Here is a 17,907-nt window from a genome sequence, read left to right on the forward strand (position 1 = left end):
GTATTTTGATAGGGTGTAAAAATAAGCTTAATTATTAATATTAAAATGAAACGGGGGTTGATAAAGGGATCATGTCAAGTCTGCTCTCCCATGCATAGGTCAAAATAATACCATTTTTCCACCCAAAGCCCTGGTTTGACCATTACTGCCTATAATCAGCCGGTAGATATAAATTCCGGCGGGTAACCTTGCTCCTGAATCACCTCTACCGTCCCAGGGGATTCCATCAAAACGACTGGTACCTGAAAATATTGTGTTACGTATTTTCTTTACCAGTTTTCCATCTGTGGTAAACACCTGTAAATCCACTTGTAATTGTTGTCCCTGCTGATTATGCAGAAAAGAGAACCTTGTTACGTCGTGAAAAGGATTTGGATAGTTGACAACTTCTTCTACTGCCACAGACCCCGGCGCTGCCACTTTAAAAGTAATGGTTTTTACAGTGCTGTTGTTATAGGTGTCCCACGCTTTAATGGTAATACGATGTGTCCCTACTGGCAATCCGTTCAACTGAAAACGCACTTGTCCCTCCCGGTAACTGTCCAAAGTTGCTTCAAAATAATCATTTAAAATCAAATATTCTGAACTATCCAGTATTGCTACCAGACTATGTGCCGGATTACTACCCGATACATTCATCCCACTGCTGTCTGCCAGATCGATCATCAACAATGGAGAGGGTCCGGTCATATCTCCGTTGGTAAAAGCCTTGCTGTCGAGCCATACTTTCACATCAGGTCCCGTAACATCTGCCGGTGCGCCGGGCAACAAACCTCCTGCAAAAAATCCATCAAAGTAACCACCACCGTCTGCAGTGGCATTACTGGTGTAATAACTGATCTTCCCTTTCCCTTTACCCTGCAGTAAGTCCGCAGGAACAGTAAAGGCAACGGTAAACTCGCCCCTGCTCACGGTCTGCGTGCCTTTAAACAATATATTTTCCTGTACCTGAAAATCTGCCGGCTGGCTACGCGGATCGTTGCCCCGTGTGCGATGGGTGACCGGTTGATCATAGATCACGGTAGTCAGCGTGCCGTTATAATCCCGCAGCACATTACCCTGCGCATCAGCAATATGTCCTTTTACGATACAATGCTGTAGCCCTTTCAGGGTATCCGTTTCCGTTGTTACCTGATGGCCATTGATACTATCTGTTATCACCTGCCATTGGGGAAAAGCCAGGGTCAGCGAAGGATCTCCCAGCAATTGAAACTTGCGGTTGTTGATCACATCACCGGAAGTGCGGTACGTTTTATTTTTGCCATCCTGTATGGCTGTGCCCAGGCTCCGCATGGCGCCATCTGCCTGCGGTGTGAAAGCGGCTTCCAGGTAATGACTGTTGATGATGCGATTAGCGTTGGCAAAAACAGCCCGTGTAGTGGTCATCAGCGCAATAGCGCCGCTTTGCTGTTGCAACAGTAATTGCGCGCCCAGTGAGTTGATACCCGGATCATCAAATGGCGCAAAATCGCAGGTAGCGGTAATTAACAACGGCAACTGCTGCTCGTTTTTCCATTCCTGCACGCTATTCACATCCATTACCGTTTCTTCTGCAAGGCGGTTATTACTACCATGGCCATTGTAATTTAACACCAGCGTACCGGTATTGACACTGTTGTTGACGGCTTTGGTCACCTCCGGTGAACGCGCACCGGCACTGGTATTTTCCTGCGGATAAGCATCCACATATATTTTACTGATATTAGGTTGATGATTGCTTTTTATGATAGTACTACCCATGATTTCGGCATCTTGCAGATGCAGGTTATCATCTTCATCATCGGCCAGCAGCGTTACCCGGTTGCGCCAGGGCCCAAATGAGCGGGGTTGCTGATAACGGATAATTTTGTCTACCGCCGTTCTGGCTTCAGCAACGCTGCGTGCCGGGAGCCGGCCTATCCCGATATCCAGCAAATTGGATATATCCGTTCTCGTGATATCTTCTGCATCATCCAGGAATCCGAAAAAATCGTCTGACACATGGGAATGTATGGCATCAAGCGAAGCATCACTTTGCCAGGAAGGCACCAGATTAGTATTGTTCTTCACCCGCTGGCGATAATCATAAGAAGCGGTGCCAAATAACAGGAGATATTTCGGATGGGCGCCGCGATCGTAGTGCATCTTCACATAGTCGCGGATGGCAGTAGGATCGGGCGTTCCGGAGGCAAATTCATTGAATACCTGCGGGGTGGTCACCACGGCTACACGCAGTCCGTCGTGGGAACGGCGCCAGGCTGCCAGACGTGCTGCTTCCGCCAGAAAGGCCTCATGGGCCACGATCAGCAGATCTGCTCCTGGTTGACCGTGCAGGTCCTGATTGGGCACTGGTTTGTCAGGCACCGGACGCATGACTGCCGCAGTATTAAAGGCAATGAATTCCCGCAACGGCCCTGCATCTCCCGTAAACATCAGCGTATCTGCCTGTAAAAAGGTGGTCATGGCCAACGGGCGTAGCGGGTCTGTCACCTCCCATACCTGCGTTTGTGCGGTGGCGTTAGCCAGAAAGTATTGTGTACGGCCGGTGCCGGCCGCGTTACGGAAATCCAATATACCGCTGGCGGGTATCCGTAGCGGGCAGAGGGCGGTCAGCTCCAGATAGTCCAGCCATCCTTTGGCGTTCAGATCTCCCGGCTGGAACGCTACGTCTACGGTCAGGGCCTCGCCGGTGATGGTAGCGGTACCGGAGGCATAGGCGGCGGTGGCGTACGACTCAAAAACGCTGCTGCCGACGGGCAACAGATAAGCGCTGGCGGCGGCCGTCTGGTTCAGGCTTACCTTGAAATTACTGCCGGTGGCGCCACGGGCGGCAGCCCGGAAACCGACCGTCACCGGTCCTACCGGTGCTCCGGGCAGCGAAAAGCTGTAAGAACGGTTGTTGCCGATGACCTTACCAAATTCCTGTCCCCACCATTGTTTGCCACTGCTGAGGAAGTTAAGGCTGTCCCGTTCATAAAAAGTATGAAAGTCAAACGAGTAGGTTTTACTACCGGCAGGCTGGTGATTATTATCCTGTACAATACGGGCGCCGTTGTCGCCGATAGTGAGGAAATAGGCAGCCACATCACTATAAAGATGGTATTGATGTACGAACCCGGGTCTCAGCGGGTCCCATTGCCAGCGGTGAGGGCCGGGCGTATAAAAAAGGAGATAGTCGTTGCCATCCAGCTGGCCGTCTCCTCCGTCCTGCACCCGGAGCGACACCTCCGGCAGGTCGTCATAGCGGGGCTGACTGTTGGGTTCCGGCAGCATCTGGCCGCCGGTGCCGAAAAGCCGGACACTGCCCGACGACAGTTGCCGGGTATCTACCCCCAGCTGCTGTAACAACGGGAGATCTATTTTATAAATGCCGGGAGCCGCCACTGACAGTTTATACCAGTGGCCTGATGCCAGAACGCTATGATCTTTATAGGTACGAGGTACGGTCTGTCCTACAGCGCTCCCGCAGTGATATAGAAAAAATAACAGGAGTGCCGGAAAAATATTCGAAGGTTTCATTATCTTGATAGCCCTTTTCCATCCTTCCTGAAGGCCGGTGTAATGTAGAGAAAATATAGGATAAAAATTTGAAATATATCTCTTAATTTTCGCTGCTGTCCTGTTCTTGGTTGTTACCGGGGATTGGTCGGGCAAGGGCAAATTACAAATTAATTTTTTTCGCCATAAAATAAAAAAGATTACATTTGCGTTTACTGTAAATATAATCGACTAAAGCTGTATCGCATGCGTAGATTAACCTCTTTATCATTGCTCGTAGGTACCGGCGTAATGCTATCCATGACTGCCTGTCACAAGGACGGTGGAGGACTTTTCGGCAAAAAGAAAGAAGTTTCCTCTGCTACCGGCTGGAACTATAATGACCAGAAAATGGGTGGTTTCAGTGTAGCCAAGAATAAAAACCAGCAAACCGGACCAGGTCTGGTGTTTGTACAGGGCGGTACTTTTGCCATGGGTGCCACTGAGCAGGATGTAATGGGCGACTGGAACAACATTCCACGTCGTATTACAGTATCCTCTTTCTACATCGATGAATCCGAAGTAGCCAACGTACACTATCGCGAATACCTGTTCTGGCTCGCCCGTGTTTATGGAGAGTCTTTCCCCGACGTATACCGTAACGCATTGCCGGACACCCTGGTATGGCGTAGTGAACTGGCCTATAACGAGCCCCTGGTGGAATACTACTTCCGTCACCCGGCCTATAACGACTATCCGGTGGTGGGTGTTACCTGGAAACAGGCGACCGACTATTGTAAATGGCGTTCCAACCGTGTCAACGAAAAACTGCTGATGGACAAAGGCCTGCTTTCCAAAGCAGATGTCACCAACCAGTCAGACGACAATACATTTGATACCAAAGCCTACAGCGCCGGCCTGTATGAAGGTACTCCGGGCAAAATGTCCAAGTCTACCAAAGACCAGTTCAAAAATGCAGACGGTACGCCACGTACCGCCCAGTTTGAAGATGGTATCATGCTGCCGAACTACCGCCTGCCTACAGAAGCAGAATGGGAATACGCTGCACTGGGTTACATCGGCCAGAACCCTGGTCCTTCCAAAAAAGAAGGCAAACACGGGGAAGAGCTGATCATGAACAAACAGGTGTACTCCTGGGGCACCAACACCAGCGGTCTGCGTGATATCCGCCGCGGTACCATGCAGGGCCAGTTCCTGGCCAACTTCAAGCGTGGTTCCGGTGATAACATGGGTGTGGCCGGTGGTTTGAACGACCGCGCCTCCATCCCTGGCCCTACCCGCTCCTTCTATCCTAACACTTTCGGCATCTACAATATGTCCGGCAACGTGTCTGAATGGGTACTGGACGTGTACAGACCACTCAACCCGATTGATGGTGAAGACTTCAACTACTTCCGTGGTAACAAATTCCAGACTGTTTATCAGAACGAAAACAAAGAGTTCGAAAAAGACAGCCTGGGTCACCTGAAAATGCGTGACGTAACCGACGAAGAAAGTGCCAACCGTCTCAACTATCAGAAAGGTGACGTTATCAATTACCTCGATGGTGACTCCCTCTCTCAGGTGGAATATGGTTACGGTGTAACGACCCTGATCAACGACAAATCACACGTGGTGAAAGGTGGTAGCTGGAACGACCGTGCTTACTGGCTCTCTCCCGGTACACGCCGTTACATGCAGGAAAACATGGCCACCAACACGGTAGGTTTCCGTTGCGCAATGGACCGTGTGGGCAGCCCTGAGGGTAACAAGTTCAAAACAGGTAACCTGTTCAAAAAACAAAGACAGAAACGGTAGTTCACGCAAAGAAGCATAAGTGAGCAAAGACACCAAGTTTTTTTAAATAAGATAGCAAAGGGGCGGAGATCGATGTGATCTCCGCCCCTTTGCTTTTCTTTTGTTTCTTATGTACTATGTCTTTGCGCTCTTGGCTCACTTATGCCTCTTTGCGTGACCAGAGCTCCAGAATTTCTTCCGTATGGTTCTTCGTGTCCGGCTTTTTGATGATGTGATCGATCACGCCCTTATCATTGATGAGGAAAGTCGTTCTGTGGATACCGTCATATTTCCGGCCCATCATCTGTTTTTCTCCCCAAACACCGTACTGGTTCACGATCTTATGATCTTCATCAGCCAACAGGGTAAAGGGCAGTTCATATTTTTCGATGAATTTCTGATGGCTTTGTTCACTATCGGTGCTGACGCCAATCACTTCATATCCTTTTTTGATCAGTGCGCTGTAGTTATCCCGCAGGTTACAGGCCTGAGCCGTGCAGCCGGGCGTCATATCTTTCGGATAAAAGTAAAGCACTACGCGTTTACCTTTAAGATCCGTCAGTGATACGGTTTTTCCGTGCTGATCTTTGCCTTTGAATACCGGCGCTTTATCGCCTTCTTTTAAGTTTACCATATCGCGTTTTTTTATGTTGAATCATTAGCGTTTGAACGACAGGTGATAGCTGCCTTCATTGCCGGCAACGTCTGTCACCTTCATCACGAGTGTGTGGTTGCCCGGCTGACAATGCTCATCGAACGTATAAGTGAGCACGTTGCCTTTGCGGGAAAACAGCAGCCATTTACCGTCCAGTTCACCGCGGAAGTCTTTGATGCCGCTGGCATCGCTCATCACAAAAGACAGTTTCGTGGCCCTGGCGAGGTTAGCTCCCGGCTTTACCCCTACCGGTGTTACTTTCGGCGCTTCGGTGTCTATCTCCAGATGGAAATTACCGAAGTCACGGAAGGTACCTTTATACCAACCGTCTTCTTTGGTGGTGGCCGAAGTGCTGGTGCTGCCCATTCCTTCCCGCACCATCACTATTTTGGGTTGGAGGTATTCCGGAACCGGCTTCGTTGGTTTCAGCCGCACATCGAAGAAATCGTGTACCGGTACCACTGGCGTATGCAGCCGGTAGATATTGGAATAGTATTTAGCTGAAGTAGCGGGAATTTCCTGATAATTGAAGCAGATCTGGTCGTACAGCGCCCGTTCATCGAGGTAGAATTCCACCTGGTTGTTTTCGAAAATATTGCGGGAGTCAGGATACATCGGATTGGCGCAGGTTTTCTCCGGCGTTTCCTCTCCGCTCTGCTGCAGATTGAGTTTCACGGTAGAGGTATTACCATAGGCATCTTTCACCAACAGCTTCACTTCATGTACCTGCCCGTCTGACAGATTGATGGTACCATCTCCTTTCAGATCATGGTAGATGTCCAGTTCATTGCCCGGTACGGAGAACAACAGCTGAAGATAAGGCCCATTGTTCTTTTTCACCTTATAGTCAATGTGTGCGTTCAGATAGCGCGTTTCCTCGTAACCGATGTTATCCAGCTGGAAGTCGATATCCGGCACATCGTTGTTGTACATAAACACCTCATAGATGCCGTAGGTATTGGGCGCCGTGTTCATGCGGTCAATAGCATTGATGCCCAGCCCCGCTTTATGCGCCCGTACTTTCACCACGGGTTGAGCGGTGGTGTAGTGGTCGCCCACTTTTTTCACCGGCAGAATCATCGGTTGTTGTTCATAGACACTCTGGTCTCTATCGTAAATGGCTATACGATAAACATCCGGCGGTCGGGTATCTGCGATGTTAAAGCCGAACAGCAGCGGATTAAGCGGTTTTTCCGTTTGTGAGTTCCTGATTTCAAAGTGCAGGTGCGGGCCGGCAGAACCGCCGGTATTGCCGCTCCAGGCAACAAAATCCCCTTTCTTCACCGGGAACATATTAGCCGGGATAGACAGGTCGCTGGCCCAGCTTTCATTGGTGTATTGTTGCTTTTTAACATACGCCTGCAAAGCCGGGAAAAAGGCGTTGAGGTGGGCGTATACAGTCGTGTATCCGTTGGGGTGGGTAATATACAGCACATTACCAAAGCCGGTATGTGATACCCCGATCCGGCTTACATAGCCATCTGCCGCGGCATGCACGGCCAGGTTCTCACGCTGCTGCGTTTTAATGTCCATGCCGGAATGGAAGTGATTGGGTCGTAATTCACCGAAGTTACCAGCCAGTTCTATGGGGACTTCCAGCGGATTCCTGAAATAGCCTTTTGGGTAATTCTTTTCGGGAACGGATTGTGCCTGTAATAAATGCGGTAGTAAGCAAAATAAGCCAATGACTCTCTTCATAATATGCAATGGTAGAAAAAAAATAGGAATTGACAGACGTAATTTCTTCCGTACATTAGATGCCGCAAAACAAGTATATCCTACATGTCTATCCTGGTATCACAACTGAGTAAGGTCTATGGCGAACAACGGGCAGTGGACGCTATTTCCTTTGAACTGAAGAAAGGGGAAATAACCGGTTTCCTTGGCCCTAACGGGGCGGGGAAGTCCACCACCATGAAAATGATCACCGGTTTTCTGCCTCCTACCAGCGGCCAGGCCAGTGTGTGCGGGTATGATGTCGTAAGCCAGTCGCTCGAAGTACGCAAACGAGTAGGATACCTTCCGGAATCTAATCCGTTGTACTACGACATGTATGTGAAGGAGTTTCTGGAATTCGTTGCCGGCGTGCATCAGCTGGGCAAAGCAGGCACAGAGCGTATCCGTAAAGTGATAGACATGACCGGTTTATTACCGGAGAGCCGCAAGAAGATCGGCGCTTTGTCCAACGGCTACAAACAGCGGGTGGGGCTGGCGCAGGCGCTGCTACACGATCCTGAAGTGCTGATTCTGGATGAACCCACCACCGGGCTGGACCCCAACCAGCTGGCCGATATCCGGCAGCTGATCAAAAATTTGGGGACCGACAAGACCGTGATCCTGTCTACACATATTATGCAGGAAGTAGAAGCGCTCTGCGGGCGGGTGATCATCATCAACAAAGGAAAGATAGTGGCAGATGACCAGCTGGCCAATCTCCAGCAGCAAAATGCTACCGGTGGCTATATCCAGGTGACCTTCGGGGAGGCCGCCACAACCGGCGAGTTGCTTCAGATACCCGGCGTTTCCCGGGTAACAGCCCAGGAAAGTAATACCTGGCAATTGTATACCAACGAGGTAGACACTGTCCGAAAAAACCTGTTACAATTTGCTTTGATTAATAACCGGAACATCCTTTCTTTGCAGAGCAATTCACAAAGCCTGGAATCTATTTTCCGGGAAATTACAAAGCGCGTGGAGCCGACAGGTGAAACGCCCGCTGCTAACCGCTAATAGCTAACAATTATAACTTTTGAATTATGAGTACCATTTCAGCAATCCATGCCAGGCAGATCCTCGATAGCCGCGGTAATCCTACAATTGAGGTAGACGTAACCACCGAAGACGGTCACTTTGGCCGCGCTGCCGTTCCATCCGGCGCATCTACCGGTAAGCATGAAGCCGTAGAACTGCGTGACAACGATAAAAGCGTTTATGGCGGAAAAGGCGTACTGCAAGCTATTAAAAACGTAAATGAGATCATCGCGGAAGAACTGGTTGGCTGGGAAGTAACAGACCAGGCAGGTATTGACAAATTGCTGATTTCCCTGGACGGAACCCCCAATAAAGCCAAACTGGGCGCTAACGCCACCCTGGCGGTGAGCATGGCCGTAGCTAAAGCAGCAGCAGAAGAATGTAACCAACCCCTGTACCGCTACCTGGGTGGTGTAAACGCTTTCACCCTGCCTATTCCCCTGATGAACATCATCAATGGTGGTGCGCACGCCGATAATAAAATTGATTTTCAGGAGTTTATGATCGTTCCGATCGGTGCCTCCACTTTCTCCGAAGGTCTCCGCTGGGGCGTGGAAGTGTTCCACAAACTGAAATCTGTACTGAAAGGCAAAGGCTACAGCACCAACGTAGGTGACGAAGGCGGTTTCGCTCCTGAAATCCAGAGCAACGAAGAAGCCATCGAAACCGTACTGGAAGCTATCAAAGCAGCAGGTTACACTCCCGGCGAGCAGATCGCTATTGCCCTGGATGCCGCCAGCAGCGAGATGTACAACGAAGAAACCAAAAAATACAAGTTCTATAAGAGCTCTCAGAAAGAAATCTCCAGCGATGAAATGGTGGCTTACTGGACCGAATGGTGCAGCAAATACCCCATCGTTTCTATCGAAGACGGAATGGCAGAAGACGACTGGGATGGCTGGAAAAAACTGACCGAGTCTGTAGGCAGCCGCGTACAGCTGGTAGGTGACGACCTGTTCGTAACCAACGTAAAACGCCTGAAAGAAGGTATCGACAAAAACATCGGCAACAGCATCCTGATCAAAGTAAACCAGATCGGTACTGTAACCGAAACCATCGATGCAGTGAACATGGCGCACAAAGCCGGTTACACTTCCATCATGAGCCACCGTTCCGGCGAAACGGAAGATACTACCATCGCTGACCTCGCAGTAGCACTGAACTGCGGCCAGATCAAAACCGGTTCCGCTTCCCGCACCGACCGTATGGCCAAATACAACCAGCTGCTCCGTATTGAGGAAGAACTGGGTGAAGTAGCGATCTATCCTACTAACGCCATCAGCGTGAAAAAATAACACTTCATTTAGGTATTTTTTTATTTAGTCATTTGGGTATTTTACGGAACTCGCTTAGATCTGCGCGTTTTAAATAACCAAATGACTAAATAAAAAAATGCCTAAATTGCATTATGTCTTTTCTCACATCCATAAAACTGCCGCGCTACATAAAGAACAAGTTCTTTATCACCGCCCTCGCTTTCGTGATATGGATCGCCTTTCTGGACAAGACCAACCTGATGTACCAATACCAGTTCCAGTCTGAAGTCAATAAGCTGGAGAACCAGAAAGAGTTTTTTATCAAAGAGATCAAACAAACCCGGGAAGAACAACAGGAGCTGCTGTCCAGCCCCGAAAAACTGGAGAAATTCGCCCGCGAAAAATACTATATGAAGAAAGATAATGAAGACCTGTTCATTATCAGCCCAGCCCCCCAACAGTAATTGGTTCCCGTCTCCCCGCGAATCATAAAAATTTATCTTAAATTAACAATACATTGCACCTTTCTGTCGTTATAAAGTAGGATACGATTCTCTTAACAAATCTATATTGCATGAGTAATTTTACACTATCTACCCTCTCCACCTTGTGTCTTGTTACTGATAGCGATCTCAAACGTTCACAACAGGAAGTATCATTGACCCGGGAAGAGCAGGCTTGCTTCGAGGACACCAAAGCCGTCCTCGACACTGTTCGTTATTCCCCCAGGGCCGCCACACTCCGGTTGATCTTTGACTACGCTGCCAGTAAACCGGAAAAACCATAACCCGGCAAACACGTAGTGACCTTACATCACCTGTCGATTGTACTGCAACTTCCACGTGCGGTTATCAATTCATTTTTCCTATTTTTACGGCATGACCAAAAAAGAGCGTTTTGCATTCGTTATCAGCTATTTCGAACAACATGCACCTAATGCCGAAACGGAACTGATGTACGATAATCCTTACCAGCTGCTGGTAGCCGTTATCCTCTCCGCCCAGTGCACCGACAAACGGGTGAATATGACCACTCCCGCCATATTTGAACGTTATCCGGATGTGGAAGCGCTAAGCACGGCCACTTTTGATGAACTGTTTCCCCTGATCCGAAGCATCAGTTATCCTAACAACAAAACCAAACACCTTATCGGGATGGCTCAGATGGTCATAGATGACTTCCACGGTGACATCCCGTCTACGGTCCCGGAACTGATAAAACTCCCCGGCGTAGGGCGCAAAACAGCGAATGTGATCACTTCTGTAGTACACCACCAACCTAATATGGCTGTAGACACGCACGTATTCAGGGTGTCGGCCCGTATTGGCCTTACCACCAATGCCAAAACACCCCTGCAAACAGAACTGCAGCTACTCAAATATATTCCGAAAGAAAAAGTACATGTGGCCCACCACTGGCTGATCCTGCATGGTCGCTATATCTGTGTGGCCCGTAATCCCAAGTGCGGTGAATGTGGCCTGCGCCCGGCTTGTAAGTACTATCAACAAATCACCAAGGCACAATAACCATTACTAAATCGTTTGTATGCGCCCATTCCTGACTGCCAGCTGGAGAAATCTGCTTATGCTCAACTTTGCCGCAGATGCCAACACCCTCCGGCCATACCTTCCGGCCCATACCGAACCGGATACCTGGAATAATATCCACTATGTAAGCCTGGTCGGGTTTCTGTTCCAGGACACCAAAGTGAAAGGCATCGGCTTTCCCGGCCATCGCACCTTTGAAGAAGTAAACCTCCGCTTTTACGTACGCTATAAAGATCAGGGCCAGTGGAAACGCGGCGTGGTATTCATCCGTGAACTGGTGCCCAAACCACTGATCACACTGGTGGCCAACACCCTCTATAAAGAAAATTATGCTACCCACCGGATGCGCCACCAATGGGACCAGCCGGATGCTGATACCCTGCACGTCCGGTACGAATGGGAGGTGGCTGGCCAGACCAACTTCCTGAAAGCTACCGCCGCTGCTACTCCTCAGCCACTGGAAGAAGGCAGCGAAGCAGCGTTTATCACCGAACATTATTGGGGCTATACCCGACTGGACCACCAGACCACCGGCGAATATGAAGTCAGTCACCCGAAGTGGGACGTCCATCCGGTGATCGATTATGACTACCGGTGTCACGCGACGCGATTATATGGCCCTGCCTTTGGACCTATACTGGAACAGGCACCGTTATCCGCCCTGCTGGCCAAGGGTTCCCCTATTGCTGTTATGCATGGGCGTAAGCTGCGGTCCTGAACTGCAGGAACCCTGTTCGTTTTCTGCTTCCATCATAAATTTCGAAGCGATTTATAATAATTTGCTATCTTAAGCAGTTCATTCAGATGCAATTAAATAAAGCTAAAAAAACGTTATGAAATCAGCCGTAAGAGTACAATTGTCCTTCATGATGTTCCTCGAATTTTTTATCTGGGGCGCATGGTTTGTGACATTAGGTACGTTCGTATTAAAAAATCTGCAGGACACCAACGCCAATCAGGTCAGCGTTGCGTTCCTCACCCAATCGATCGGGGCGGTGATTGCGCCTTTTATTGTGGGTATTATTGCGGACCGTTTTATTTCCGCTCAGGTAATCCTGGGTGCCATTCACCTGATCGGCGCAGCGCTGTTATGGACCTGCTCCGGTATGACCAGCTTTGACAGTTTCTATCCTGTACTGCTGGTGTACATGATTCTGTACATGCCTACACTGGCACTGGTAAACTCTATTTCCTTCCGGCAGATGAGCGATCCCAGCAAAGACTTCTCCACCATTCGTGTATTCGGCACCATTGGCTGGATTATAGCCGGGCTGCTGATCGGCTGGCTCAACTGGGAGAAAAACAACACCCTCGGCCTCACCTTTAAAATGGCGGCCGGTGCATCATTGTTGCTGGGCCTTTTCAGCTTTACGCTGCCTAAAACACCGCCGTTGAAAAAAGGTACGCAGATCTCCGTAAAAGAGATCCTCGGCCTGGATGCCATCCGGATGCTGAAAAACCGCTCCTACCTGCTGTTTTTCATCGCCTCCATCGCTATCTGCATTCCGCTGGCGTTTTACTACAACTTCACCAATCCGTTCCTGAATGAAATCGGTATGACGGCTGCTGCGGGCAAACAATCCCTCGGGCAGATGTCTGAGTTTTTCTTCATGCTGGTAATGCCGCTGTTCTTCGTCCGTCTGGGTGTTAAAAAGATGCTCGCACTGGGTATGCTGGCATGGGTACTGCGTTATGTACTGTTCGCCTATGGTAATGTGGACTCCAATTACTGGATGCTGATTGTCGGTATCGTATTGCACGGTATCTGTTATGACTTCTTCTTCGTGACCGGTCAGATCTACACCGATAAACTGGCTGGAGAAGAATTCAAAAGCTCTGCACAGGGTTTCGTGACGCTGGCCACTTATGGTGTGGGCATGCTGATCGGCTTCCTGATCTCCGGTCCTATCGTAGAGTCTTACAAAACCGCCGGCGGTCACAACTGGCAAGGTGTCTGGCTGATTCCTGCCGGTATTGCTGCCGCTGTACTGGTATTGTTCATGTTGCTCTTCCAGGACAAAACAGAAAAGAATTGATCATTTGGTTATTTGGTTATTTTGATATTGGATTTACGAATGTTGGAATTTCCTGATTTTGAGATTTAAATGCAGCGAAGAACCGTCTCTATTGGATTCCCACCGATAAACCCAATATTAAAATAACCAAATATCAAAATAATCAAATGATTAAATGGTTTTAATGAACAGCGCTTTGCCGAAAGTATGGTTAACCTCTACCTCTGTCAATACACCGTTGGAATACTTATAGATGTTTTTCTTGCCTTCCGGTAGCACCAGTTCGTACTGGCCACTTCCCAGTGGATGCAGGGGCAGGAATTTCCCCAATGCTTCCGAAAAGATACGGGACACCTGTTTAGGTTCTGCAAAATAAAGATCAGCCACACAATGGGCTATCTCCGTATTGTCGATAACCGAACGGGCGCCGTTGAGCATCACCGTATAGTCGTTTCCGTTACGGCGTGTCGTTGTTTCCTTGTCTTCTCCTTTTTTGCCGGCCACGCGGGTGGATTTAGCAAGCGTGAGCACGTTATTATCGTACTCATTAAGGATGTCGCTGTTGATTCTGGCCAATAGTGTCTGGATACGGGTTTTTATCGTGATACTCTTGGCAGATCCACTTACTTTACGTTGTGCTTCGATAGTGCCCACTGCATGGTTGGCGATCCGGACTTCAAAAGTGGTCGTCTGGGCATGTACCGGGTGGTAGAATACAGCTACCGTTACAACGCATAACAATACACGAAAAAGGCATTTCATAAATAGGAGACTTAAACCAAAAAAAAATAACATCAGCGGGGAGGTAGCTGTAATAGTCCCCTTATTGAAAATACAAAAAATCCCTGAAGTTTGATTCCATCCTGCCCTGTTCATACAGCAGGGGCGCAGTGGAGGTAATTTCCGCTGCGCCCCTGGCCTATTTAACGTATTAACGTGTATTTTCTTATAACATTTCCTTAATGCGGGTAATCAGTTCCCCTTTGGTGATGGGTACGCCCATGATTTTATGGTATCCCTGCGCATCGATCAGGTATTGATCGCGGATGATTTTGATCAGTTGACCATTGTTGATTTCCGGTATCAGTACTTTATCGTAGCTGTGGAGGATTTCACCCAGATTTTTAGGGAACGGGCGCATGTGGCGGATATGGGCGTGGGCCACCTGATGGCCTTCCGCCAGCAGGTCCAGCACAGCGCTTTTAATGGCGCCGAAGGTAGAGCCCCAGCCGAGTACCAGTACTTTTCCTTTTTCCGGGCCCACTTCAATTTTCTGTGGGGGAATATGATCGGCGATCTTATCTACTTTCTCCTGACGGATTTTCACCATAAGCTGGTGGTTTTCAGGATCGTAGCTAACGTTGCCCGTGATGTTTTGTTTTTCGAGGCCGCCGATGCGGTGTTCCAGACCGGGCGTACCGGGTACTGCCCAGGGACGCACCAGGTTCTCGTCGCGGTGGTAAGGCAGGAAATGCTCCTCGCCTTCTTCGAGTTGTTTTTTGAATTTCACCTCGATAGCGGGGAGGTCTGCGCTTTTCGGGAAACGCCATGGCTCGGCGCCATTGGCGATATAGCCGTCGCTCAGGAAGATCACCGGTGTCATGTGCTGCACGGAGATCTTGAAAGCTTCAAAGATAGCATCGAAGCAGTCTGCCGGTGTGGAGGCGGAGATGATCGGCATCGGGCATTCGCCGTTACGGCCATAATAAGCCTGTAACAGGTCGGATTGTTCTGTTTTGGTAGGCAGACCGGTAGAAGGCCCTCCGCGCTGGATATCAATGATCAGCAGCGGAATTTCGAGCATTACCGCCAGGCCCATGGCTTCGCCTTTCAGGGCCATGCCCGGACCGGAAGTGGTGGTTACGCCCATGTGGCCGCCGTAGGAGGCGCCGATAGCAGCAGTGATACCGGCAATTTCGTCTTCCGCCTGGAAGGTGCGGATACCGAAGTTTTTGAAGCGGCTCAGTTCATGCAGGATATCAGAAGCCGGCGTAATGGGATAGGTACCCAGGAACATCGGCAGATTGGCTTTTTGAGAAGCTGCCACCAGGCCGTAGGCCAGTGCGGTGTTACCGGTAATGCTCCGGTAGGTCCCCGGCTCCATGCGTGCTTTCTCTACGCGGTAGCGGGTGGTAAAGGCTTCTACCGTATCGGCGAAGTTATAACCGGCCTGCAGTACTTTCAGGTTGCTCTCCAGGATTTCCGGTTTTTTGCCGAATTTCTCTTTGAGGAAAGCCTCGGTATTGTCCATATTACGGTCGTACAGCCAATAGAGGAAGCCCAGCACAAACATGTTTTTGGCGCGGTCTTTCTCTTTCATGCCCAGTGTGGTGTCTTTCAGGGCCTCACGGGTCATTTTGGTGACGTCCATAGTATGAAGCTGGTAGTTGGCCAGAGAGCCGTCTTCCAGCGGATTGATGCCTTCCGGGTAATTGGCGAGGCGGAGGTTTTTGGCGTCGAAGCCGTCGGTATTGGCGATGATGATGCCTCCTTTTTTGAGGCCTTTCAGGTTCGCTTTCAGCGCGGCGGCGTTCATGGCCACCAGTACGTCGCAGGCGTCGCCCGGGGTAAATATCCTGTTGGAAGAAAAATGAAGCTGGAAACCGCTCACACCCGGCAAAGTACCCTGCGGGGCACGTATTTCGGCCGGAAAGTCCGGGAACGTGCTCAGGTCATTCCCGATCAACGCGGTATTATTGGAAAACTGGCTACCTGTCAACTGCATCCCGTCGCCACTGTCGCCCGCAAATTTTATCACTACATCATCCAGTTGTTGAATCGAAGTATTAGACATCTATTATTCTTTTAAGGTATCTTAGTATAAGGTAATCTGTATAAAGGTGTAAATTTAGGCAATCGGCGCATGTTATTGGCCAAACCTGCGCAAAATCATGTTTATCTACCTACAAAAGTACACAAATCCGGTAGACTATTACCGCCAGAAAAGGCCATTCACATTACTTCTTGTTATGGGTGATAACTAGAGGTTATTGATCAATAAATGCTAATTTTAATACAAATTCAGTGGTAACGGGCGCTGAATGTCAAATCAAATCGTATTTTTATTCCGTTAATAATTTTAAACTATATTTTATGGCATTGTTTCAATCGAACAACCCTGTACTCAAAGAAAGTATTTTCAACAAGGCTGCTCATGCTGATGGCGCTACCATGACCATCCGTGGTACTGTTAACAAGATGTCTTTCCTGCTGATCATGCTGATGGCAGCAGCAGTTTTTTCCTACGGTCAATTTGTAAAAGGTAGCTCCAATGTGTTTCCGTTAGTAATCGGCGGCGCTATTGGAGGTTTTATACTGGCACTGGTTATTATCTTTAAGAAAGAGTGGGCCGGTTACCTGGCTCCTGCCTATGCGCTGGCAGAGGGTCTTTTCCTCGGTGGCATCTCTGCCATGTTTAACGCACAGTGGCAAGGCATCGTATTACAGGCCGTGGGCCTCACCTTCGGTGTTTTCATCGCCATGCTGATCCTGTACCGTACGGGTGTTATCCGTGCTACTGAGCGTTTCAAATCTATTGTTATCACCGCTACTGTAGGCATCGGTATCTTTTACCTGATTGCGATGGTACTGCGTTTATTCCATATCGAGATGCCGTTGATCCATAGCAGTGGTACTTTCGGTATTGTGTTCTCGCTGATCGTGGTGGCTATTGCTGCACTGAACCTGATCCTTGACTTTGATATGATTGAACAGGGTGCGGCCATGGGTGCGCCTAAATATTTCGAGTGGTACGCTTCTTTCGGCCTGCTGGTAACGCTGGTATGGTTATACCTCGAAATCCTGCGCCTGCTGAGCAAATTCAACAGAAGGTAAACGATCGTTATTCTTTTATAGCGAAAGTCTTCCGGTGTACCGGAAGACTTTTTTGTTTTGTTAATGTCTTCCAAAAGATTTGTTAAAGCGATTCGGCCCGCGGTTTTATGGCACCGTGTTTGCAAAACTACCATCAAGTTCTTTACATCAAAAAAGCGATAGCAAATATGCTGACCCCTTTACTTTAACCATATCATCTTTATTGTCTAAACTGTTAAATCGTGTGCTATGAAAAAATTGAAAGTAACTATGTTGGCATTGGCTGCAGTGGCGTTTGGAAGCTTTGCTTTCAAGGGAATTGATGGAGGTACCATCACTGGTAAAGTAACACCTGCGGATGCTGCTACTGAAGCACTGGCTATCACTGGAACAGATACGTTAAAATCACCTGTAAATGATGGTGCTTTTAGCTTTCAAAATGCCAAATCAGGAACCTACACTGTGATTGTGGGCGCAAAAGGACCTTTTAAGCCTGCAACTGTTACAGCTGTTAAAGTGGAAGATGGAAAGGCAACTGATTTGGGAGAAATTAAACTAACAAATTAATCAAGAGCAATAGTTGGTTTTCATAGGGGTTAATCAAAAGCCGGTTCCGT

General features: G+C 48.9%; 15 protein-coding genes. 10 read left to right on the forward strand and 5 right to left on the reverse strand.

Annotated features, from left to right (window positions below; genetic code table 11):
• Positions 1-99 precede the first annotated feature (99 nt).
• On the reverse strand, positions 100-3,498 hold the full coding sequence (porU, locus tag ICL55_RS08635; protein ID WP_188096070.1) for a type IX secretion system sortase PorU: 3,399 nt from the start codon (positions 3,496-3,498) through the stop codon (positions 100-102).
• Positions 3,499-3,723: 225 nt separating this feature from the next.
• Here porU and ICL55_RS08640 point away from each other — a divergent pair, with 225 nt between their 5' ends.
• A complete protein-coding gene (locus ICL55_RS08640; RefSeq protein WP_188096072.1) occupies positions 3,724-5,274 on the forward strand; it encodes an SUMF1/EgtB/PvdO family nonheme iron enzyme in 1,551 nt (516 codons plus the stop codon).
• Between the two features lie 139 nt (positions 5,275-5,413).
• Here the strand turns inward: ICL55_RS08640 and bcp are convergent, their stop codons facing one another.
• Together bcp and ICL55_RS08650 are read right to left on the reverse strand one after the other, a co-directional pair.
• Positions 5,414-5,887 (reverse strand): thioredoxin-dependent thiol peroxidase, encoded by a 474-nt coding sequence (gene bcp / locus ICL55_RS08645; protein ID WP_188096074.1) that lies wholly within the window; start codon positions 5,885-5,887, stop codon positions 5,414-5,416.
• A gap of 24 nt (positions 5,888-5,911) precedes the next feature.
• Complete coding sequence (locus ICL55_RS08650; RefSeq protein ID WP_188096076.1) at positions 5,912-7,606, reverse strand: peptidoglycan DD-metalloendopeptidase family protein; 1,695 nt, start codon at positions 7,604-7,606, stop codon at positions 5,912-5,914.
• 84 nt (positions 7,607-7,690) lie between these two features.
• On the opposite strand from ICL55_RS08650, the gene gldA reads away from it, so the two are divergent.
• The 7 genes from gldA to ICL55_RS08685 all read left to right on the forward strand — a co-directional run bounded on the left by gldA (position 7,691) and on the right by ICL55_RS08685 (position 13,498).
• Entirely contained in the window at positions 7,691-8,638 is a 948-nt protein-coding gene (gene gldA / locus ICL55_RS08655) for a gliding motility-associated ABC transporter ATP-binding subunit GldA (protein WP_188096078.1), read from the forward strand.
• A gap of 26 nt (positions 8,639-8,664) precedes the next feature.
• Complete coding sequence (eno, locus tag ICL55_RS08660; protein ID WP_188096080.1) at positions 8,665-9,954, forward strand: phosphopyruvate hydratase; 1,290 nt, start codon at positions 8,665-8,667, stop codon at positions 9,952-9,954.
• A 113-nt stretch (positions 9,955-10,067) separates the two neighbouring features.
• On the forward strand, positions 10,068-10,379 hold the full coding sequence (locus ICL55_RS08665) for an FtsB family cell division protein (protein ID WP_188096082.1): 312 nt from the start codon (positions 10,068-10,070) through the stop codon (positions 10,377-10,379).
• Between the two features lie 110 nt (positions 10,380-10,489).
• Entirely contained in the window at positions 10,490-10,702 is a 213-nt protein-coding gene (locus ICL55_RS08670; protein ID WP_188096084.1) for a hypothetical protein, read from the forward strand.
• A 91-nt stretch (positions 10,703-10,793) separates the two neighbouring features.
• Complete coding sequence (gene nth, locus ICL55_RS08675) at positions 10,794-11,441, forward strand: endonuclease III (RefSeq protein WP_188096086.1); 648 nt, start codon at positions 10,794-10,796, stop codon at positions 11,439-11,441.
• 19 nt (positions 11,442-11,460) lie between these two features.
• Positions 11,461-12,180, forward strand: coding sequence for a YqjF family protein (locus tag ICL55_RS08680; RefSeq protein WP_188096088.1), 720 nt, complete (start codon positions 11,461-11,463; stop codon positions 12,178-12,180).
• 115 nt (positions 12,181-12,295) lie between these two features.
• Entirely contained in the window at positions 12,296-13,498 is a 1,203-nt protein-coding gene (locus ICL55_RS08685) for a nucleoside permease (protein ID WP_188096090.1), read from the forward strand.
• 150 nt (positions 13,499-13,648) lie between these two features.
• Here the strand turns inward: ICL55_RS08685 and ICL55_RS08690 are convergent, their stop codons facing one another.
• Together ICL55_RS08690 and ICL55_RS08695 are read right to left on the reverse strand one after the other, a co-directional pair.
• Positions 13,649-14,239 (reverse strand): DUF6134 family protein, encoded by a 591-nt coding sequence (locus ICL55_RS08690; RefSeq protein WP_188096092.1) that lies wholly within the window; start codon positions 14,237-14,239, stop codon positions 13,649-13,651.
• Positions 14,240-14,423: 184 nt separating this feature from the next.
• On the reverse strand, positions 14,424-16,271 hold the full coding sequence (locus ICL55_RS08695) for a 2-oxoacid:acceptor oxidoreductase subunit alpha (protein WP_188096094.1): 1,848 nt from the start codon (positions 16,269-16,271) through the stop codon (positions 14,424-14,426).
• 299 nt (positions 16,272-16,570) lie between these two features.
• Here ICL55_RS08695 and ICL55_RS08700 point away from each other — a divergent pair, with 299 nt between their 5' ends.
• On the forward strand, positions 16,571-17,311 hold the full coding sequence (locus tag ICL55_RS08700; protein WP_188096096.1) for a Bax inhibitor-1/YccA family protein: 741 nt from the start codon (positions 16,571-16,573) through the stop codon (positions 17,309-17,311).
• Positions 17,312-17,539: 228 nt separating this feature from the next.
• Entirely contained in the window at positions 17,540-17,857 is a 318-nt protein-coding gene (locus ICL55_RS08705) for a carboxypeptidase-like regulatory domain-containing protein (protein ID WP_188096098.1), read from the forward strand.
• Positions 17,858-17,907: the final 50 nt, after the last annotated feature.

This window comes from Chitinophaga varians (assembly GCF_014529945.1).
GTDB classification, from domain to species: Bacteria; Bacteroidota; Bacteroidia; order Chitinophagales; family Chitinophagaceae; genus Chitinophaga; species Chitinophaga varians.